Source organism: Flaviaestuariibacter terrae, assembly GCF_054777635.1.
The window spans coordinates 123,528-141,932 of record NZ_BAAHAL010000006.1; the positions used below are offsets into that span (position 1 = coordinate 123,528).

Annotated in this window: 21 protein-coding genes; 11 read left to right on the plus strand and 10 right to left on the minus strand. The window is 58.3% G+C overall.

Annotated elements, in window-relative coordinates; genetic code table 11:
* Positions 1–23: 23 nt before the first annotated feature.
* The gene (locus ACYU7Z_RS01235) at positions 24–599 is read right to left on the minus strand and encodes a HupE/UreJ family protein (protein WP_460566814.1); all 576 of its coding nucleotides are present in this window, start codon (positions 597–599) and stop codon (positions 24–26) included.
* 84 nt (positions 600–683) lie between these two features.
* On the opposite strand from ACYU7Z_RS01235, the gene ACYU7Z_RS01240 reads away from it, so the two are divergent.
* On the plus strand, positions 684–1,169 hold the full coding sequence (locus tag ACYU7Z_RS01240) for a DUF6702 family protein (protein WP_460566816.1): 486 nt from the start codon (positions 684–686) through the stop codon (positions 1,167–1,169).
* Here the strand turns inward: ACYU7Z_RS01240 and ACYU7Z_RS01245 are convergent.
* Positions 1,166–2,464, minus strand: a complete 1,299-nt coding sequence (locus ACYU7Z_RS01245) for a hemolysin family protein (RefSeq protein ID WP_460566818.1) — start codon at positions 2,462–2,464, stop codon at positions 1,166–1,168. The genes ACYU7Z_RS01240 and ACYU7Z_RS01245 overlap by 4 nt on opposite strands.
* A 177-nt stretch (positions 2,465–2,641) precedes the next feature.
* Here ACYU7Z_RS01245 and ACYU7Z_RS01250 point away from each other — a divergent pair, with 177 nt between their 5' ends.
* Positions 2,642–4,612 (plus strand): LTA synthase family protein, encoded by a 1,971-nt coding sequence (locus tag ACYU7Z_RS01250; RefSeq protein WP_460566820.1) that lies wholly within the window; start codon positions 2,642–2,644, stop codon positions 4,610–4,612.
* Between the two features lie 59 nt (positions 4,613–4,671).
* Here ACYU7Z_RS01250 and ACYU7Z_RS01255 read toward each other — a convergent pair whose 3' ends face one another.
* A complete protein-coding gene (locus tag ACYU7Z_RS01255; protein ID WP_460566822.1) occupies positions 4,672–5,076 on the minus strand; it encodes an endonuclease domain-containing protein in 405 nt (134 codons plus the stop codon).
* Positions 5,077–5,237: 161 nt separating this feature from the next.
* Here ACYU7Z_RS01255 and ACYU7Z_RS01260 point away from each other — a divergent pair, with 161 nt between their 5' ends.
* The 6 genes from ACYU7Z_RS01260 to ACYU7Z_RS01285 all read left to right on the plus strand — a co-directional run bounded on the left by ACYU7Z_RS01260 (position 5,238) and on the right by ACYU7Z_RS01285 (position 10,301).
* A complete protein-coding gene (locus ACYU7Z_RS01260; protein WP_460566824.1) occupies positions 5,238–5,678 on the plus strand; it encodes a nucleoside deaminase in 441 nt (146 codons plus the stop codon).
* A 69-nt stretch (positions 5,679–5,747) separates the two neighbouring features.
* On the plus strand, positions 5,748–7,433 hold the full coding sequence (locus ACYU7Z_RS01265; protein ID WP_460566826.1) for a PAS domain-containing sensor histidine kinase: 1,686 nt from the start codon (positions 5,748–5,750) through the stop codon (positions 7,431–7,433).
* A gap of 134 nt (positions 7,434–7,567) precedes the next feature.
* Positions 7,568–8,170, plus strand: coding sequence for a superoxide dismutase (locus ACYU7Z_RS01270; protein WP_460566828.1), 603 nt, complete (start codon positions 7,568–7,570; stop codon positions 8,168–8,170).
* A gap of 119 nt (positions 8,171–8,289) precedes the next feature.
* Positions 8,290–8,871: a Crp/Fnr family transcriptional regulator gene (locus tag ACYU7Z_RS01275; protein WP_460566830.1), complete on the plus strand. Its 582-nt coding sequence runs from the start codon at positions 8,290–8,292 to the stop codon at positions 8,869–8,871.
* Positions 8,872–8,943: 72 nt separating this feature from the next.
* Entirely contained in the window at positions 8,944–9,834 is an 891-nt protein-coding gene (locus tag ACYU7Z_RS01280) for an AraC family transcriptional regulator (protein WP_460566832.1), read from the plus strand.
* 5 nt (positions 9,835–9,839) lie between these two features.
* Complete coding sequence (locus ACYU7Z_RS01285) at positions 9,840–10,301, plus strand: DUF983 domain-containing protein (RefSeq protein ID WP_460566834.1); 462 nt, start codon at positions 9,840–9,842, stop codon at positions 10,299–10,301.
* 174 nt (positions 10,302–10,475) lie between these two features.
* Here the strand turns inward: ACYU7Z_RS01285 and yidD are convergent, their stop codons facing one another.
* From yidD to ACYU7Z_RS01320, 7 genes are all read right to left on the minus strand, one after another.
* Entirely contained in the window at positions 10,476–10,706 is a 231-nt protein-coding gene (gene yidD, locus ACYU7Z_RS01290) for a membrane protein insertion efficiency factor YidD (protein ID WP_460566836.1), read from the minus strand.
* Positions 10,690–11,085, minus strand: coding sequence for a ribonuclease P protein component (rnpA, locus tag ACYU7Z_RS01295; protein WP_460566838.1), 396 nt, complete (start codon positions 11,083–11,085; stop codon positions 10,690–10,692). Before rnpA ends, yidD begins: the two co-directional genes overlap by 17 nt.
* Positions 11,086–11,223: 138 nt before the next feature.
* Complete coding sequence (gene rpmH, locus ACYU7Z_RS01300) at positions 11,224–11,379, minus strand: 50S ribosomal protein L34 (RefSeq protein WP_146788998.1); 156 nt, start codon at positions 11,377–11,379, stop codon at positions 11,224–11,226.
* Positions 11,380–11,569: 190 nt separating this feature from the next.
* Positions 11,570–12,418, minus strand: a complete 849-nt coding sequence (gene ypfJ, locus ACYU7Z_RS01305) for a KPN_02809 family neutral zinc metallopeptidase (RefSeq protein ID WP_460566841.1) — start codon at positions 12,416–12,418, stop codon at positions 11,570–11,572.
* A gap of 178 nt (positions 12,419–12,596) precedes the next feature.
* A complete protein-coding gene (gene zwf / locus ACYU7Z_RS01310) occupies positions 12,597–14,087 on the minus strand; it encodes a glucose-6-phosphate dehydrogenase (RefSeq protein ID WP_460566843.1) in 1,491 nt (496 codons plus the stop codon).
* Positions 14,088–14,177: 90 nt separating this feature from the next.
* Complete coding sequence (gndA, locus tag ACYU7Z_RS01315; protein ID WP_460566845.1) at positions 14,178–15,584, minus strand: NADP(+)-dependent, decarboxylating phosphogluconate dehydrogenase; 1,407 nt, start codon at positions 15,582–15,584, stop codon at positions 14,178–14,180.
* Positions 15,585–15,777: 193 nt separating this feature from the next.
* Positions 15,778–16,239, minus strand: a complete 462-nt coding sequence (locus ACYU7Z_RS01320) for a c-type cytochrome (RefSeq protein ID WP_460566847.1) — start codon at positions 16,237–16,239, stop codon at positions 15,778–15,780.
* A gap of 106 nt (positions 16,240–16,345) precedes the next feature.
* Here ACYU7Z_RS01320 and ACYU7Z_RS01325 point away from each other — a divergent pair, with 106 nt between their 5' ends.
* The 3 genes from ACYU7Z_RS01325 (at position 16,346) to ACYU7Z_RS01335 (ending at position 18,250) form a co-directional block, all read left to right on the plus strand.
* The gene (locus tag ACYU7Z_RS01325) at positions 16,346–16,690 is read left to right on the plus strand and encodes a carboxymuconolactone decarboxylase family protein (protein WP_460566849.1); all 345 of its coding nucleotides are present in this window, start codon (positions 16,346–16,348) and stop codon (positions 16,688–16,690) included.
* Positions 16,691–16,801: 111 nt separating this feature from the next.
* The gene (locus ACYU7Z_RS01330; RefSeq protein ID WP_460566851.1) at positions 16,802–17,167 is read left to right on the plus strand and encodes a four helix bundle protein; all 366 of its coding nucleotides are present in this window, start codon (positions 16,802–16,804) and stop codon (positions 17,165–17,167) included.
* A gap of 51 nt (positions 17,168–17,218) precedes the next feature.
* On the plus strand, positions 17,219–18,250 hold the full coding sequence (locus tag ACYU7Z_RS01335) for a 2-oxoacid:ferredoxin oxidoreductase subunit beta (protein ID WP_460566853.1): 1,032 nt from the start codon (positions 17,219–17,221) through the stop codon (positions 18,248–18,250).
* Positions 18,251–18,405 lie beyond the last annotated feature (155 nt).

Here is an 18,405-nt window from a genome sequence, read left to right on the forward strand (position 1 = left end):
TCGTTCATGTGTTGTATAAGTGTTTAAGGGAAGCGCTCGAGCGCCATTTTCAAAGCTAGTCCAAATACGGCCGCCGACACGAACAGAACCCAGTCGCGCCGCGGCACGCGCAGCTGCTCCACTAAGAGCCAGCTAAGTAGTAATACAATCGCCACCACCAAGATCTGCCCCGCCTCAAGCCCCAGGTTGAACCCGAAAAGGCCCCAGCCAAGGCTTTGCCCTTCCACCAGCATAAAGCGAAGCGCGTTGGCGAATCCGAGTCCGTGGATCAGCCCGAAAAAGAGGGCCAGCGCATAATTCGCCTGCAGCCGCTGGCGGCTGAAATCGCGCCGCACCACATTGCTGGCGGCGGTGAGCACGATCGTGCAGGGGATCAGGAATTCCGTCCACGCCGAGCGCAGCTCGATCACGCGGAAGGTGCTCAGGGCGAGCGTGAGGGAGTGCCCGATGGTGAAGGCCGTTACCAGCACAAGCACCTGCTTCCAGTCGCGGAGCAGGTAGCTAACGGACAGCACCCACACAAAGAGCAGGTGGTCCAACGCATCGAGGCTCATGATGTGCTCCCAGCCGAGGCGGAAGTAAAAGCCGAAATCGCTCATGTAGTCAGAAAGCCTTTTAACGTTTTAGGGTCGGCCCGCACCAAAATAATCCAGAGTTTTGCAGGGAGCAAATAAAATCCGTCAATGGCGTCCCTGTCGTTTAAATGGCTTCTGCCCCTGCTGGCATCCTTCTTCCACCCGTTTTACGTGTCGGTCACCGAGATCACGCACAATGCGCGGGAAAAGCAACTCGAGATCAGCTGCAAGCTTTTCGCCGAAGACCTCGAAGACGTGCTGAAGAAGGCGACCCCTGGCCTCGACCTCGCCGATGCCGCGCAGCATTCCCGCAACGACAGGCTGGTGTCGGCCTACGTGCTCCGCAACCTGCAGCTGTCGGTTGATGGGAAGCCGCAGTCCATCCGCTACCTCGGATTCGAAAAAGAAAAGGAAAGCCTCTATTGCTACCTCGAGGTGGATGGCGTTGCCGCGCTGCACAAGGTTGATGTGCAGAATACGCTGCTCTATGATTTCAACGACAAGGAGTTCAACCTCATTCACGTCATCGTCAACGGGAAGCGCCAGAGCACGAAGCTCGATTACCCCAGCAAGACTGCCTCTTTCAGCTATTAGTCCTCGTCGTCCAGCTCAGGGTTCAGTTTCACCAGCACCTTGTCGATCCGGTGCCCGTCCATATCGATGATCTCAACGTGAAACCCGTTCCATTCGAGCGTGTCGCCGGTGTGCGGAATGCGCTCCAGCTCGTGGAGAATGCAGCCCGCCAGCGTGTCGAACTGGAACTCGTCGTCGAGCAGGTCGGTCTTGCTGAAGTAGGAGAGGAAGTCGTAAAAATTGATCTGCGCATCCACGAGGAAGGTTCCATCTTCACGCCCCACGATCTCGTAGTCTTCAACGTCGCCCGTTTCGGGCATATCGCCAATGATGGCTTCCATGATGTCGCTGAGGGTGATCATGCCGAGCACCGAGCCGTATTCATCCACGATGAATGCCGCATAATTCTTGGTCGACCGGAGCTTTTCCATCACCTGGTAGGCCGAGTTGTTGTTCGGTACAAAGAGCGCCGGCTTCATCCGCGCACGGAGGTTTTCGGGGCTGCTCAGGTCTTCGGCAACATAGAGGTCCTTGATCGACACGATGCCTTTCATATTGTCGATATCGCCTTCGCACACGGGGTAGATGGAGTGCGGCTCCTCGATGATGCGCTCGCGGATCAGCAGCTGCTCATCGGTGAGGTCAAACCAGGCCATGTCGCTGCGGTGCGTCATCAGCGAGGTGATGTTGCGGTCGCCGAGGTGGAAGATCCGCTCGATCATTTCGCGCTCCTCTTCCTCGATGGTGCCCGCCTCGGTGCCTTCGGTGATGATGGCCTTGATCTCTTCCTCGGTTACGGTATCGTCCGAAACAGTGCGGATCTTGAAGAGCTTGAAGAAGCCGTTGCTGGTCTTGTTGAGCAGCCAGACAAAGGGGTGGGTGATGCTGGCGAAGATCCGCATCGGCTTGGCCATCAGCTTGGCGATGGCTTCGGAGCGCTGCAGGCCGATCCGCTTCGGGATGAGCTCGCCGAAGACGATGGACAGGTAGGTAACCAGGATCACAACGATAGTGGTGGAAAGACCCTTGGCGTAGGGGCGGAGCGTGTCGGAGCGCTCGAACCAGGGTTGCAGGTAGGCGCCGAAGCGCTCCCCCGAGTACACACCGGTAAGGATCGCGATGACGGTGATGCCGATCTGGGCGGCGGAAAGAAAGATTTCGGGGTTCATCGACAGGTCGAGGGCCGCCCGGGCGCGTTTATCGCCCTTTTCGGCAGCCGTCTCCAACCGGGGCTTACGGGCGGAGACCAGCGCGATCTCCGACATTACAAAAAGTCCGTTCACGAGAATCAGTCCCAGCAATATGAATATTTCCATCTAAACGTCTGTTATTGAGCAGCGGTAAAGCTACCGGTTTTTGTACAAAGACGGGGCCATCCCGCCGCCCGTCCCTGCTCAGCCGCAATGAGCGGAGGAATAGCCCCTTTTGCCGTATTTCTGCGGAGCCGAGCGCTAAAAGCGGCAACTTTGCGCCCAATAGTCTGCCCTGCCAACATGCTCGCAAAAACCCGCCTGCCCAAGACCCTTTTATGGGTGATCAACCTGCTCCTTATTTACCTCGTGCTGTTTACCGGCATGCGGGTCATCATGCTGTTCCTGTTCCGCCCCGACTCGGAGCCGGTGCACGACCTGATCCCGTCGTTTTTCCTGGGTCTCCGCTACGACCTCCGCTGGATCTCGATGGTGCTGCTGCCCATTGTGCTGCTGAGCCTGTGGCCGCGTCTCTCGCCTTTTTACGCCCAGCGCAACAAAAAGCTGTGGACCTGGTACCTGGCGGCCATGACCTTCATCATCGTGTTTTTCTTTGCCGCCGACTTCGGCTGCTTTGCGTATAACCAGAACCGCCTCGGCGCATCCGCCCTCAACTTCGCCGAAGACGCGGGCATCTCGGCACGCATGCTCTGGCAATCCTATCCCATCATATGGATGCTGGGCGGGCTCGTGGTGGCCGTGCTGTTTCTCCGCTGGATCTTCTGGCGCACCCATTTCTACGTCGTGTCGCGCACCGACGGCATGGGCATTCCGTACCGCCGCAAATGGTTCCTCGCCGGCTCGCTGCTGCTAGGGTTCTTCCTGTACGGCAGCCCCAGCGCAACGCCGCTCCAATGGAAGGCGGCCTTCGGGCTCCACGATTCCTTCCGGGCCTTCCTCGCGCTGAACCCGCTGCAGAATTTCTTCACGACGCTCCGCTTCCGCAAGCCGCAATCGAACGAGGCGGCGGCCCGCGCGGCCTTCCCGGTGATGAAGGAATGGATGGGCCTTCCCAACAAAGGTTTCTACTACCAGCGGCCGCAGGAAGGACGTCCGGGCCGCCAGCCCAACGTGGTGGTCGTGCTCTGCGAGTCGTTCAGCATGTACAAGAGCAGCCTCAGCGGCAACCCGCTCAATACAACGCCCTTCGTGGCCTCGATGGCCAGCGAGGGGCTGTTCTTCGACCGCTGCTTCTCACCGCACTTCTCCACTGCGCGCGGGCTCTTTGCCACCCTCACGGGTATTCCCGACGTGCAGCTTTCGAAGTTCTCCACCCGCAACCCCGAGGCGCTCGACCAGCACACGATCGTCAACGACTTCGAGGGCTACGAGAAATTCTACTTCCTCGGCGGCGACCCGGGCTTCAACAATTTCAAAGGACTCGTGCAGAACATTGACGACGTGCACCTCGTAACCGAAGGGCAGTTCAAAAAAGCGCCGGTCAATGTCTGGGGCATCTCCGACAAGGACCTCTTCCTCGAGGCCGACCGCGTGCTGGCGCAGCAGCAAAAGCCGTTCTTCGCACTGATCCAGACCGCCGACAACCACCGGCCTTTCACCATTCCCGCTGGTGAGTCGGGATTTCAGCTACAGTCGCTGCCGAAAGATACCCTGCAGAAATACGGTTTCGAATCGGAGGCGGAGTTCAATGCCTTCCGGTATTCCGATTATTGCATCCGCAGCTTTATGGAAGCGGCCCGGAAGCAACCCTATTTCGACAACACGCTTTTCGTATTCGTGGGCGACCACGGCGTATCGGGTAATGCGGCCGCCGTGTATGGCCCCGACTGGGACCGGCTCCGCCTCACCGACGAGCACGTGCCGCTGCTGTTTTACGCGCCGAAGCTGCTGAAGGGCGAGCGTCGCCACGAGGTGGTATCGCAGATCGACCTGCTGCCCACGGCGGCCGGCATCGCGGGCATTCCCTATACGAACACGACCCTTGGCCGCGACCTGCGCGCGCCGAAGACACGCGACTATGCCTTCATCATTTACCACGACGGCTTCCAGATCGGGATGCTGACCGATTCGTTTTATTACACACGCAACCTACAGTTGCAGCGCGATGAGATAAGCGCGCTGCCGGGTGTGCCCGCGCCGACGGAACAGGAAAGAGAAGCCCTCCGAAAGCGCCTCGCGCCGGCCACAACGGGCTTTTACGAAACCGCGCGGTGGATGCTGTTGAATAACAAAAAGGCTTTCGTGCGGAGGTGACCTCTCCCCCGGCCCCTCTCCGGTGCGGAGAGGGGTGCATTCACAATTCGGATTGGAAGTCAGGAACCGGTTCGCTGCTGCAGCAGTTGCCGCATTTCTTCCAGCACCGATGCTGTCTCCAGCAAAATGCGTTCGTTGGTGAACCGGGTAATAAGGAATCCCATTTTTTCCAGGTCCTTTGTGCGGCGCGCGTCCTGGTTCGGGTGGCTACCCTCGGAATGAATACCGCCGTCAGCTTCAACAATGAGTTTCCCTTCAAAACACAGGAAGTCTACAACGTACGGACCAATCGGATGCTGCCTCCGGAATTTGAACCCGTCGAGCTGACGGTTTCGCAAACGTTTCCAGAGGCATTGTTCAGCTGCCGTGGGCGTTTTTCGGTTTGCCCGTGCGAATGACTTGGTGATCGGATAAAGCCTGGGTTCGACCTGTCGGTAGAACCGGCGCCTGGAGGGTGTTTTCATGCCCTGAAATAAGGAGCATTCTTCCATCTGGCCATGTGTTTCTCCTCCCGCAATACTGTTTTTTTACCGGTAATTTCTGTTGAAAAAAACGGAAATGGATCGGGTAGTTGTTCCCCTCTCCGCACCGGAGAGGGGCAGGGGTGAGGTTGTATCTTCGCTGCATGGACGACGAATATTTCATGCGGCAGGCCCTGGCGCAGGCACAGCGCGCTTTCGATGAAGACGAAGTGCCGGTAGGCGCCGTTGTGGTGCTGGGCGACAAGGTCATCGCGCGTGGCTACAACCAGGTGGAGCGGCTTAACGATTGTACTGCGCACGCCGAGATCATAGCGCTGACGTCGGCCTTTCACTACCTCGGCAGCAAATACCTTCCCGAGGCAACGCTGTTTGTCACCGTCGAGCCCTGCCTTATGTGCGCGGGAGCCCTTTACTGGAGCAAGATCGGCCGCATTGTTTTCGGCACTACGGATGAGAAGAACGGCCACCGCCGCATTACGGGAAGCACATCGCCCTTTCATCCGAAGACCATTGTCGAATACGGGATCCTCGCCGAAGAGTGCCGCGGGCTGATGAAGGAATTTTTCCTCCGGAAGCGGCTCTGACAAGGTGCCCCGGAATGTTGGCTAGCCCACGCAGCTTCAAAGGCCTACTTTTGCAGCTACCCTTAATCAATGAATGTACTCCCCAAGGTCGCAGCTCCCTTCCTGAAAGGCGGGGGCGAAATGGGCCGGCTCATACGAAATACAGACTGGGCGAACACATCGCTTGGTCGTCCGGAAGACTGGCCGGTCGGGTTGCAGACAACGGTCAGCATCCTCCTCAATTCGCAGTTCCCCATGTTCATCTGGTGGGGACCGGAACTCATCACCATTTACAACGATTCCTATATCCCGATCGCCGGCGAGAAGCATCCGAAGCTGTTGGGTCAGTCGGGCAAGGAAGGATGGTCAGAGATCTGGAATGACCTGGGTCCGCTTGTCGACAGTGTTTTCGGGGGCACGTCAACGTGGTCGGAAGATCAGTTGTTGCTGATCAACCGCAGGGGCTATGTGGAAGAAACCTACTTCACCTTTTCATACAGCCCCGTGCTCGATGGCGAAGGCCAGGTCGCGGGATTGTTCTGCGCCTGCATCGAGACCACCGAAAAAGTGCAGGCTTCGCGCCGTATCCAGGAAAGCGAGCGCAACCTGCGCAACACGATCCTTCAATCGCCGGTGGCCATGTGCATCCTGCGCGGTCCCGATCATATCGTGGAGATCGCCAACGACCGCATGTTCGCGCTCTGGGGACGTGGCGGCGACGAACTGTTGCGCCGTCCCATCTTCGAGGGCTTGCCCGAGGTACGGCACCAGGGCTTCGAAGAATTGCTGCAGGGCGTTCTGCGAACCGGTGAATCGTTTGTTGCCAGTGAGCGCTCTCTTCGGCTACCACGCGGCAGCGGTACTGAGACGGTATATGCCAACTTCGTTTACGAGCCCTTTCGCGAGGGCGATGGCTCCATATCCGGGATTATCGCCGTAGCCATCGACGTCACCGACCAGGTACTGGCGCGGCAGCGGATCGAGGAAGTGGTGGTGGAGCGAACGGGGCAGCTTGCCGAGGTGAACCGCGCGCTGAGCAAGAGCAACGAAGACCTGCTTCGTACCAATACGAACCTGGAGGAATTCGCCTATGCCGCCTCACACGATCTGAAGGAGCCGATCCGGAAGATCCACTTCTTTGCCGACCGCCTTCGAAGCGAGCTCGATGCAAAGCTGGATGAGGGACAGAAGAGCCTCTTCAGCCGGCTGGAGCAGGCGTCGCGCCGCATGGGCGCACTTATCGACGATCTTCTCGGTTATTCGCAGGTAACGCGGGGTGCGGCGCAGCAGGAGGAAGTTGACCTCAGCCAGCGTCTTGACCAGGTGTTGCACGACCTCGAGATCGAGCAAAAGAACGTGCGGATCGATGCCGGCCCGCTACCCGTCATCCGCGGCAACGGGCGCCAGTTCCAGCAATTGCTCCAGAACCTCGTTGCCAACGCCATCAAATACAGCCGCCCCGGGGTACCGCCCGAACTGCAGATCAGCAGCCGCATCATTTCCGGCGCCGGGCTGCGTGCACGCGTGCCTGCGGCCGAAGAAGGCCAGTGCTATCACCTCATCGAAGTGTCCGACAACGGGATCGGATTCGAGCCCAAAGACGCCGAGCGGATGTTCCAGGTATTTACCCGGCTGCACGGTCACGCCGAGCGCGGCACGGGTATCGGGCTTTCGATCGTTCGCAAGGTTGTCGACAACCACCAGGGCCATGTATGGGCGGAAGGAACGCCCGGCGCCGGCGCCAGCTTCTTCATCCTGCTGCCGATTAATAAGTAGCCAGCTCGGTCGTTGCGAAGTCGGAAGCAGGAGACAGGTAGCTGCTTTGTACTTCCGACTTCCCCATCTCCGGCTTACCAACTTTCTCTCTTACTGGTCCTGCCTTACATTTGTTTCACTAAAAAACAATTGTTATGGCATTTACCCTTCCTGCACTTCCCTATGCACACGATGCACTGGAGCCGCATATCGATACACAGACCATGCAGATTCACCATGGCAAGCACCACCAGGCCTACGTCGACAACCTGAACAAGGCCATCGCCGGCACAGAGCATGAGAACAAGAGCCTCGAGGAGCTTGTAAAGAACGCCGGATCCATTTCCCCGGCCGTGCGCAACAACGGCGGCGGTCACTGGAACCACTCGTTTTTCTGGACTGTGATCGGGCCTAACGCCGGCGGTCAGCCGACGGGCGCACTGGCAGAGGCCATCACCAAGGCTTTCGGATCCTTCGAAGCCTTCAAGGAAAAATTCAATACCGCCGGCGCTACCCGCTTCGGTTCGGGCTGGGCCTGGCTCATTAAAAAGGATGACGGCTCGCTCGATGTCGTTTCGACACCCAACCAGGACAACCCCCTGATGGAGATCGCCGAAGTAAAAGGCACACCGCTGCTGGGCTGCGACGTATGGGAGCACGCCTATTACCTCAAGTACCAGAACCGCCGCCCCGAGTACCTGAACGCGTTCTGGAACGTGGTGAACTGGAACAAGGTGAGCGAGCTGTACGCTAAGTAAGCGACTACTTATAGCCATATTTTGAAGAGCCTGCTACCTGCAGGCTCTTCTTCGTTGCGGTATTGACCGTATACCGCATGCGCCTGCCCTGAGTTGAGGCCTTGCGTTACATTTGGAGCATGTATGAACGCCTGCTCAACAATGTCCGCCAGCGGATCGACCTTGACCCGGACGAGGAGGCATTCTTCTGCTCGCTGCTCCAGCGCCGCAGCCTGCGCAAGCGCGAGCACCTTCTGCAGGAAGGCGACTTTTGCCGGCACGAGTACTTCGTGGACCGCGGCTGCCTCCGGGCCTATACCATCGATGCCAAAGGCGCCGAGCACGTACTCCAATTTGCCGTGGAGGATTGGTGGATCGGGGATATGAACTCCTTCATCAGCCAGAGCCCCGCCCGGCTCGCTATTGACGCACTGGAAGACAGCGAGGTGCTGAGCCTCGACAAAGCGTCCTGGGACACGCTCTTCGAGCGGGTGCCCAAGTTCGAGCGTTATTTCCGCATCCTGCTGCAGCGCGCGTTCATTACGCTGCAGGAGCGCGTGGTGTCGGGTATGAGCGATGACGCCGAAACGCGCTACCGGCAGTTCCGCGAACGCTACCCCCAACTCGAGCAGCGGGTGCCGCAGCGCCAGATCGCGTCCTACCTCGGCATCAAACCCGAATCGTTGAGCCGCATCCGGAAACAGCTCACAAAACAGCCCTGACCGGTAAAAAGTACCGGATTTACCTGATCCGGGTCACCTGCTGCCGGTACTAATCAGGGTACCTTTGCGCCCATGACGCAGGCCGCCATACCCGTTTACGACATCCGCAGCATCGATGATGCCGCGCGGCACGGGTTGCTGCTGGCGCGTCTTTCGGATTACGTGGGGCAGCACTACAGCCACCTGCACCGGCCGCACCGCCATTCGTTTTACCACCTGGTGCTGTTTACCAAAGGTTCGGGCACGCATACGATCGACTTCCGCCGCTTTGATGTCGAAGCGGGCAGTGCGTATTTCATGATACCGGGACAGGTTCATGGCTGGCAGTTCGATGGAGCGGTGGAGGGCTATGTGCTGCATTTCAACGACAGCTTTTTCAAGACCTTCCTGAAAGACGACCGGTTCCTGGAGCGGTTCCCGTTTTTTGCCGGCTATGCCGAACAGGGCGTCTGCCGGCTCGCGGGTGCTGCGTTGCAGGAAGCGGAAGGTTTGTTCAGCCAGATGCTGAAAGAGATCGCCTCGCCCGACGAGCAATCGTACGATCTGGTGCGTATCTGGCTGCTGCAGTATTTTATCCTCGTTAGCCGTCACTGCGCGCAGGAGCTGACGGCACCGGTGCCCACCCAGAAGAGCCTGCTCCTCCGCAACTTCCGCCGGCTTATCGACGAGCACTTCGCGGAGCTGCGCCTGCCGCGCCAATATGCGGAACTGCTGTATGTGACGCCCAACCATCTCAACGCGCTCTGCCGCGACCTGCTGGGGATGACAGCCGGCGACCTGATCCGCGACCGCGTGCTGCTGGAGGCCAAGCGCCTGCTCACCGGCACCGATCTTACCGTTGCGGCTGTTGCCGATGCGCTGCATTTCGAAGACGCCTCTTACTTCAACCGATTCTTTAAAAAATACACGGGCTGTACGCCCGAGCAATTTCGCAAGCAACCCGTTTATTCGGATAAAGCCTGATTCTTATGTGTGCCTACAAACAAGACGAAAAACCGCCGCTAATACCAAGCATCCTGAAAAACAAATGCACGCGCTGCCGCCGCGGCGACCTGTATAAATACAAGGGGGCATTCCGCATCAAGGGACTTATGACGATGAACGACAAGTGCCCTGTGTGCGGCCAGCCCCTCGATATGGAGCCCGGGTTTTACTATGGCACCATCATGATCTCCTACGCCATCGCGGTGCTGTTCAGCGTCGTCACCTTCGTGCTCTGGTGGCTGCTGATCGGTATGTCGCTCCACGACAGCCGCTTTTTCTGGTGGATCGGCGTCAATGCCGTGTTACTGGGACTTCTGCAGCCGCCACTCATGCGCATCTCGCGCACCGTGTGGCTGTCCTTCTTCGTACGCTACAGCCCCAACTGGTACAAGGGCGATATCGTGGACCGGTATAACTACAATAAGGAGCAGATGGGGAATTGGTAGCGTCCGCGGGAACAGCAGGACTCGTGAATCGTGAATCGTCAATCGTGAATGGCCCCGGGAAACGGGTGCCGCCCGTGCTGAATGTAACAGCCAAAATGAATCAGCGGATGCCATAAGCATCCGCTGATTGTTTCCGGGATTGACGATTGACGATTCACGATTGACGATTCACGATCAGGGCACCGGATCATACCCGCTTCCGCCCCAGGGATGGCAGCTGCCGACGCGCTTCAGGGTAAGCCAGAAGCCCTTGAATACTCCGTGTTTTTTGAACGCCTCGAGGCCATATTGCGAGCAGGTGGGCGTGTAGCGGCAGGAGGGACCGAGCCAGGGCGAGATCACCTTCTGGTAGATGCGGATCAGCCCGATAAAGGGCAGGGCGAGGATCTTAGTGAGCTGCTTCATGGCTTTTCTTTTGAAGGGTGCGCAGGCTTTTGCCAACCGCGGCCTGCAGGCTCTCGAGCGTGGGCAGCTCCTTGTCGATAAATACGAAAAAAAGCTCGCCCCGAAGCCCTTGCGCCGTTGCCCAATCGAGGAAATCGGGCTTCTGCAGGCGGTAGGCTTCGCGGAGCAGGCGCTTTACCCGGTTCCGGTCGACGGCGCGCTTGAAGTGCTTCTTGCTGCAGGTAAAGCCCGCCTGCAGAGCAGGCCCTTTGCCTCCGGCCGTCCAGCGGTACCAGGTCAGCACCGGGAACACCGAAAAGCGGCGTCCCTCGCGGAAAAGCGCGTCGATCGCCTTGCGGCTTTTGAGTTTTTCGGTGCGGGACAGGCCGTAGCGTTTCATTGAAGAGCGTGTCGATGGGTAGATAACGAATAGCGAAGGTAGGTCAGGCCCTTCTTCCGGTCGTTTCCGGCAGCCCATGAAAAAAGCCCCGGGTGCCGGGGCTTTCAAGTATGTGGGCAAGCCGGATCGGCTTATTGCTTATTTGAGTTTGCGCTCATCGCTAACGGTCAGCTTGTGGCGGCCCTTGGCGCGGCGGCTGGCCAGGACTTTGCGGCCATTGGCACTTTGCATACGCTTACGGAAGCCGTGAACGGTCTTACGACGGCGGCGATGAGGTTGGAATGTACGTTTCATATCAGTTTCTTTACCTTTTTTTGAAATGGGCCCGGGGAGAACCGGGCGAATTTTTTCGATCGCTGCCTACAGGTCACCACACCCGTCGGCTTTGTGAAAGGACCGCAAAGGTAGGAATTTAATCTCGGATCTCGGATCTCGGATGTAGGATTTATTTGTGAGCACTGTCTTAAAGATCAGAGATCGTTTTTTATAACTGGTTGGTTCCAAACGTATCTCCCTGGCTGATGTCGCCGGTATCGAAGCCTTTTTTGAACCAGCGCATCCGCTGCTCGGAGGTGCCGTGGGTAAAGCTTTCCGGAACCGCGTAGCCCTGGGCCTCCTTCTGGAGGCGGTCGTCGCCAATGGCGTTGGCCGCACGCAGCGCTTCCTCGATATCGCCGGCCTCCAGGTAGCCCTTGCCCTTCTGGTAGTGGGCAAATACGCCGGCATAGAAATCGGCCTGGAGCTCCATCCGCACGGAATACTGGTTGTATTCGGCCTCGCTGACGCGGTTACGCAGGCGGGCCATCTTCTCGGAAGTTCCCATCAGCGTCTGGATATGGTGCCCCACCTCGTGGGCCACGACATAGGCCATCGCAAAGTCACCGCCGCCGCCGAAGCGGTCACGGAGCTCATCATAGAAGGAAAGGTCCACGTAGAGTTTCTGGTCGGCCGGGCAGTAGAAGGGGCCCGTCTGCGCCGAGGCGGTACCGCAGCCGCTCTGGGTGCCGCCGCTGAAAAGTACCAGCGTAGGCGGCGTATAGGTTTCCCCGGCTTTGCGGAAAATATCGCCCCAGGTATCTTCGGTATCGGCCAGCACCACCTTGACAAAGCTTGCCAGCTGGTCCTGCTGTGCCCGCTGCTCGGTCGACACGGGCTGCTGCCCGCCCGGCACCGGGATCTGCTGACCGCCGCCGTTGTTGCTGCCGCCACCCAATAAAAAGTTGAGCACCAGGGCGATCACCCCGAGAATGCCACCGCCGGCCGCGATGGTGCCACCACCCATGCCCCGCCGGTCTTCTACATTACCGCTCTCGCGCCGTCCTTGCCATAACATAAGCCTGAATTTTCGGGATATAGACCTAAAAACGTGCCGGAGGAGGAGGGAGACGGGTTACAGTTTCGAGTTTCCGGTTTTACGTTTTGGGTTTTACGTTTTGAGTTTTATGTTTTGCGTTTCAGATGGGCGGCTTTCGGTTTGATCCCAAACCGAAAACCGAAAACTCAAAACCGGGTTATCCTTCCGGGAGCGTCGCCCAGTTGAAACCGTCGCGGGCGATGAGCGCTTCGGCGTCCTCGGGACCCCAGGAGCCGGGTCCGTAGTTGGGAAAATCGACCGGTGGCTTGGCTGCCCAGACCTCCATGATAGGGCGGATGACCCGCCAGGCGGCTTCCACCTGGTCGGCGCGCATGAACAGCGTCGGGTTGCCCTCGATGACGTCCTGCAGCAGGGTCTCGTAGGCTTCGGGCTGGCAATCCTCCTCGTCGCGGCTGGCGTAGCTGAATACCATGTCGACGGGGCGGAGCGACATCTGCGGCCCGGGCTGCTTGGCCTGGAAGCGCAGCCGGATGTCCATTTTGGGCGCGATCCCGATCACGAGGCGGTTCGGGCGCCAGGTGTGGGTGGCCTCATCGGGGAAAGCATAATCCGGCGCCGGCTTGAACTGTATCGAGATAAGCGTTTCCTTGGCCGTGAGGCTTTTCCCGGTGCGCACGTAAAACGGAACGTCCTTCCAGCGCCAGTTGTCCACGAAAAACTTGACGGCAGCGAAGGTCTCCACGTTCGACTCGGGGTTCACCGCTTTTTCCTCGCGGTAGCCGGGTACTTTCTTGCCTTTGTTCCAGCCCGGGCCATATTGCCCGCGTACGGCGTAGCGGTGCACCTCTTCGGGGCGCATATGCCGCAGGGCCTGCAGCACGTCGAGCTTCTTGTTGCGGATCTCGTCGGCCTTGAAGGAGATCGGGGCCTCCATCGCCACCATGCAAAGCATCTGCAGCACGTGGTTCTGCACCATATCGCGCAGCGCACCCGAGTTCTCGTAATAGGAGCCGCGGTTTTCGATGCTCACGGTTTCGGCCGCGGTGATCTGCACGTGCGAGATATAATTGGAGTTCCAGATGGGCTCGAAGAGGGCGTTGGCAAATCGGAGCGCCAGGATATTCTGAACGGTTTCCTTGCCCAGAAAGTGATCGATCCGGTAGATCTGCTCCTCGCGGAAAAGCTCGCCCAGCGTGGCGTTGAGCTGGCGGGCGCTTTCGAAGTCATGGCCGAAGGGCTTTTCAAAAACGATACGGCTGCGCGCCGGGTCGGAGCAGAGCTTGTGCTGGTGCAGGCGCTTCGCGATGATCGGGGCGAGCTGCGGCGCCACCGACAGGTAAAAGATGATCTGCGCTTCCTTGCCGTATTCCTGCTGAAATTCCCGCCAGTCGGCCGACATTTCTTTATAGGCTTTGTCGTTGTTGAGGTCGGCGCTTCGGAATTCGATGGCTTTGGAAAACTTCTGCCAGTGCTTCACGAGCAGCTCGGGGCGCCGAGAGAATTCCTTAACGCTTTTGCGCATTTCCTGCCGGTACGTGGTCTCGGCCATTTCCGTACGGCCCATACCTACGATCCGGAGCTCGGGCGGCAGGTAGCCATCGATATACAGATTAAAAAGTGCGGGAAACAGCTTGCGGTGGGCGAGGTCGCCGGTGCCGCCGAATATGTAGATGAGGGTGGGAACCATGAGATAGTTTGTAGTTTGGAGTTTGTGGTTTGTAGTTGTAGTCACTGCGGCAGATAACCACAAACTTCAAACTACAGACTACAAACTGTTTTATTGATCTTTTTGCCATTCTGTATGAAACACGCCTTCCTTGTCGATCCGGCGGTAGGTGTGGGCGCCGAAGTAATCGCGCTGGGCCTGGATAAGATTGCTCGGCATACGCTCGCTGCGGTAGGCATCGAAGTAGCTGAGGGCGCTGGCGAGCCCCGATACCGGTATGCCGGCGCGGGTGGCCTTTACCAGCACGGCGCGGGCCGCATCGGCCTTCGGAGTAATGAATGTGGCAACGTGCGGATGCAGGAGCAGGCCCGCGGCGTCGGGGTTGTCGATATAAACCTGTTCGAAGAGCGGCAGCAGCCCCGAGCGGATGATGCAGCCAGCCTTCCATACCTGGATCACAGCGCCGAGCGGGATCCGCATTTGATAGGCTTTCGAAGCTTCGGCCAGGAGGCTCATGCCCTGGTGGTAGGCGATCACGAAGGCAAAAGCCAGCGCCGCCTCCAGCTCGGGCTCGTCGATCTCTACCGGCGACGATGTGAGCGGGTACTGCTTCGCCGCCAGCTTGCGCTGGTCTTTGTATACCGACAGGTCGCGCATGGCCACCGCGGCGTCGATGGTGGGGATGGAAACGGGGATGTCCATCGCGTCCTGCGAGGTCCATTTGCCGGTGCCCTTCGAGCCGGCTGCGTCGAGGATCTTGTCGACGAGCGCTACGGTGTCGCCTTCGTCCACCACGCGGAAAATCTCGGAGCTGATCTCCACCAGGTAGGAGCGGAGCAGACCGCTGTTCCAGCGTCCGAAGAGCTCCGACAGACGGCCGTTGTTATAGCCCCCGCCGCGGCGGAGCAGGTCGTAGCCTTCGCTGATAAGTTGCATGAGGGCGTACTCGATACCGTTGTGCACCATCTTCACATAGTGGCCGGCGGCCTCGCGGCCCATATAGGCCACGCAGGGCTTTCCATCGGCCTTGGCGGCTACCGATTCGAGGATGGCCTTTAGGTAGATATAGGCTTCCTCGTCGCCGCCGGGCATCATGCTGGGGCCGAGGCGCGCGCCGAGCTCGCCACCCGATACGCCCATGCCGAAGAAGTGGAGGCCCTGCGGCTGCAGGCGCTGGATACGGGCGCGGGTATCTTTGTAATAGGAGTTGCCGCCGTCGATGAGGATGTCGCCCGATTCGAGGTGGGGCAGCAGGTTGGCGATGACGTCGTCCACCGGCTTGCCGGCCGGCACGAGCATCATCAGCTTGCGTGGCTTTTTCAGGGATGCCGCAAAGACCGCGATGTCGGTGATGCCTTTAACGGTAGTGCCCGCAGGCGCGGCTTCCTCGAGTGCGCGGGCGCGTTCTTCTTTGAGGTCGAAGCCGATAACCGAATAGCCTTGCTCGGCGATATTGAGCAGCAGGTTGGAGCCCATGACCCCGATGCCGATCATGCCGAAATCGAATGTTCCTTCCATAGAACGCCTAAGGTAAGAACGGGACAAACGGAATGGTTCTCCAGGTTCTCAGGGTTCTTAAGGTTGTTGACGTTCTTAAGGTTGACAAAGGAGTGCAGTGGTCACTTGCCCATTCAATCCCTAACCCGCAAAACCCTCAAAACCTTCACAACCTTCAGAACCTTCAGAACCTTCAAAACCTTCAAAACCCTTTTTACTGCCTGACTTTCACGCTATCGGTGCCGCTTTGGGGGCGGGGCTGCTGCGTGCGCTGCTCGCGCGGCGGCGGGATCGTTGCCGGTTCTACCTTGCCGCCGTGGCAGGTAAAGCAGGTTACCATGAGCTTCGTTTCGAGCTTTTTGGGATTGCCGGCTTCCTCGAAATACTTGCTGTTGATGCTGTTGGTCATCTTCATCATGTTGCGGGCCACGAGCTTGTGCTTGTTGGCGTCGGAGGCAAAGTCCCAGGTTTTGGTGGAATCGATGCGAACATGGCAGAAGTTGCAGCGCTGGCCGAGGGCTGCGGAAAAATGGTGCATCACCGAGTCCATCTGCTCCTTGCTGACGTTCTTGGGGAGGATCTTGAGGTTTTTATACTTGGGCTCGTCGTGGCGGATGGTGAAGGAAAGCGCCAGGATGCCGGCGAATACGGCCAGGGCCAGTGTTGTTTTTTTCATCGTTTGTGCTTCGGAGCGCCCAATTTAAGAAAAAACCGCGGAGCCTTCCTTAACAAAAACAGCTGCCGGTATTTGGCTACCTTTGCGGCTTCAACAGCAAGAGAAAATGGGTAAACTGGCCGACGAATTCAACGACTACCGGGCGAAGATGAACGAGGTGATCCTGAGCAAGAACAACCTCGTGATGAAGCGCCTCTGGAACCTCGATACGAACACCTACGAGAAAGGCGCCCTCGACGTGAAAACAAAGGAGCTGCTCGGCCTCGTAGCCAGCATGGTGCTCCGCTGCGACGACTGCATCAAGTACCATGTGGGCAAGTGCCACGAGAACGGCGTCAGCACCGAGGAACTGTACGAGGTCTTTGCCGTAGCCAATATCGTGGGCGGAACGATCGTGATCCCGCATACGCGGCGGGCGGCGGAGTACTGGGAGGAGCTGGTTGGAAGTTAAAAAAACAGTTTTTTTGCTGTTTAAAGCATCATGGCTTTGAAAATGGAACAGCGGAGTTTTGCTGGGCATTCAAATGCTCAATAGTCAATACTCAATGTTCAATTTTCAAGTATGGAGCGAGCACGGATCTACGACCTGGAAGAAAGACTGATCAACTACGCGTGCATGATGATTGACGTGATCCGGGCATTGCCCAATGACCGGGTAGGAAATAATGTAGCAGGTCAGCTCACGCGATCTTCCCAATCGCCGGCTTTTAACTATGGCGAAGCACAGGCTGCGGAGTCCAATGCGGATTTTGTACATAAGCTCGGAATTGTGCTGAAGGAGCTGAAAGAATGCCGGGTCGCGCTCAAGATCGTGGTGAAAGCGCAACTGATCGTAAGCCTGTCGCTCACGGCGCATCTGAAGGAAACGAACGAGCTGGTGTCGATTTTCGCGAAAAGCATCGCCACAGCCCGAAGAAAGGGGCGATAAGAAAAGCCCTTGAATATTGAGTATTGAACATTGACTATTGAACATTTTAATATGGAAACGACAACAGTAGATCGCCCCCAACTTTCCCCCAAGGACTTCGCCACCGACCAGGAGGTGCGCTGGTGCCCGGGCTGCGGCGACTATTCCATCCTGGCGCAGGTGCAGAAGGTGATGCCGACGATCGGTGTGCCGAAAGAAGATATCGTGATCATCTCCGGTATCGGCTGCTCGTCCCGCTTTCCCTACTACATGAACACTTACGGCATGCACTCGATCCACGGCCGCGCCACCGCCATCGCCTCCGGGCTGAAGGCCGCGCGCCCCGAGCTCAGCGTGTGGATCGTAACCGGCGACGGCGACGGGCTCTCCATCGGCCTCAACCACACGATGCACCTCATGCGCCGCAACTTCGATGTGAACGTGCTGCTGTTCAATAACCAGATCTACGGATTGACGAAGGGCCAATATTCGCCCACCTCCGAGGAGAACAAAGTGACCAAGTCGACGCCGATGGGCTCGATCGACCACCCCTTCAACCCGCTGGCGGTGGTGCTTGGCGGCGACGCGAGCTTTGTGGCCCGCTCCATGGACCGCGACCCGAAGCACCTGCAGGCGATGCTCCAGCGCGCCCACGGTCACCACGGCACGTCCTTCCTCGAGATCTACCAGAACTGCAACATCTTCAACGACGGCGCCTTCGAAATTTTTACCGAAAAAGGCACGAAGGCCGAAGAGGCGCTCTTCCTGGAAAATGGCAAGCCGCTGATTTTCGGAGCCTCGCAGAACAAGGGCGTCCGGCTCAACGGTCTCCGCCCCGAGGTGGTAACCCTGGGCGAAGGCGTTTCTGCCGACGATCTCTGGATCCATGACGAAGGCGACCTGCTCAAGGCACAATTGCTCACCCGCATGTTCGACGATCCCCGCGCCGACCGCCACCTGCCGCGTCCCTTCGGCGTGTTTTACGAAACCGAGCGTCCCACCTACGAAGACATGATGGCCCTCCAGCTCGAAGACGCCAAAGCCCGCAAAGGCGCCGACCTCGACAAGCTCCTCCGCGGCAACGAGGTGTGGGATATCGTGTAACAACCACTTAATTTTTTCAAGCCGGGCGTTGTCCGGCTTTTTTGTGGGCCTTGTAGAAAGCAGCACTATGTAGAAGTAGCATGGTACCATAAAAAAGCGTTCGCCAACCGGCGAACGCTTTTTATTAGCAGACTAGCAGATTAGCAGACTACTTC

What these genes read in the sequence shown, in the direction of transcription:
- ACYU7Z_RS01235 (WP_460566814.1), bottom strand. Translation starts at nt 599, where the DNA reads ATGAGCGATTTCGGCTTTTACTTCCGCCTCGGCTGGGAGCACATCATG.
- ACYU7Z_RS01240 (WP_460566816.1), top strand. Translation starts at nt 684, where the DNA reads ATGGCGTCCCTGTCGTTTAAATGGCTTCTGCCCCTGCTGGCATCCTTC.
- ACYU7Z_RS01245 (WP_460566818.1), bottom strand. Translation starts at nt 2,464, where the DNA reads ATGGAAATATTCATATTGCTGGGACTGATTCTCGTGAACGGACTTTTT.
- ACYU7Z_RS01250 (WP_460566820.1), top strand. Translation starts at nt 2,642, where the DNA reads ATGCTCGCAAAAACCCGCCTGCCCAAGACCCTTTTATGGGTGATCAAC.
- ACYU7Z_RS01255 (WP_460566822.1), bottom strand. Translation starts at nt 5,076, where the DNA reads ATGAAAACACCCTCCAGGCGCCGGTTCTACCGACAGGTCGAACCCAGG.
- ACYU7Z_RS01260 (WP_460566824.1), top strand. Translation starts at nt 5,238, where the DNA reads ATGGACGACGAATATTTCATGCGGCAGGCCCTGGCGCAGGCACAGCGC.
- ACYU7Z_RS01265 (WP_460566826.1), top strand. Translation starts at nt 5,748, where the DNA reads ATGAATGTACTCCCCAAGGTCGCAGCTCCCTTCCTGAAAGGCGGGGGC.
- ACYU7Z_RS01270 (WP_460566828.1), top strand. Translation starts at nt 7,568, where the DNA reads ATGGCATTTACCCTTCCTGCACTTCCCTATGCACACGATGCACTGGAG.
- ACYU7Z_RS01275 (WP_460566830.1), top strand. Translation starts at nt 8,290, where the DNA reads ATGTATGAACGCCTGCTCAACAATGTCCGCCAGCGGATCGACCTTGAC.
- ACYU7Z_RS01280 (WP_460566832.1), top strand. Translation starts at nt 8,944, where the DNA reads ATGACGCAGGCCGCCATACCCGTTTACGACATCCGCAGCATCGATGAT.
- ACYU7Z_RS01285 (WP_460566834.1), top strand. Translation starts at nt 9,840, where the DNA reads ATGTGTGCCTACAAACAAGACGAAAAACCGCCGCTAATACCAAGCATC.
- yidD (WP_460566836.1), bottom strand. Translation starts at nt 10,706, where the DNA reads ATGAAGCAGCTCACTAAGATCCTCGCCCTGCCCTTTATCGGGCTGATC.
- rnpA (WP_460566838.1), bottom strand. Translation starts at nt 11,085, where the DNA reads ATGAAACGCTACGGCCTGTCCCGCACCGAAAAACTCAAAAGCCGCAAG.
- rpmH (WP_146788998.1), bottom strand. Translation starts at nt 11,379, where the DNA reads ATGAAACGTACATTCCAACCTCATCGCCGCCGTCGTAAGACCGTTCAC.
- ypfJ (WP_460566841.1), bottom strand. Translation starts at nt 12,418, where the DNA reads ATGTTATGGCAAGGACGGCGCGAGAGCGGTAATGTAGAAGACCGGCGG.
- zwf (WP_460566843.1), bottom strand. Translation starts at nt 14,087, where the DNA reads ATGGTTCCCACCCTCATCTACATATTCGGCGGCACCGGCGACCTCGCC.
- gndA (WP_460566845.1), bottom strand. Translation starts at nt 15,584, where the DNA reads ATGGAAGGAACATTCGATTTCGGCATGATCGGCATCGGGGTCATGGGC.
- ACYU7Z_RS01320 (WP_460566847.1), bottom strand. Translation starts at nt 16,239, where the DNA reads ATGAAAAAAACAACACTGGCCCTGGCCGTATTCGCCGGCATCCTGGCG.
- ACYU7Z_RS01325 (WP_460566849.1), top strand. Translation starts at nt 16,346, where the DNA reads ATGGGTAAACTGGCCGACGAATTCAACGACTACCGGGCGAAGATGAAC.
- ACYU7Z_RS01330 (WP_460566851.1), top strand. Translation starts at nt 16,802, where the DNA reads ATGGAGCGAGCACGGATCTACGACCTGGAAGAAAGACTGATCAACTAC.
- ACYU7Z_RS01335 (WP_460566853.1), top strand. Translation starts at nt 17,219, where the DNA reads ATGGAAACGACAACAGTAGATCGCCCCCAACTTTCCCCCAAGGACTTC.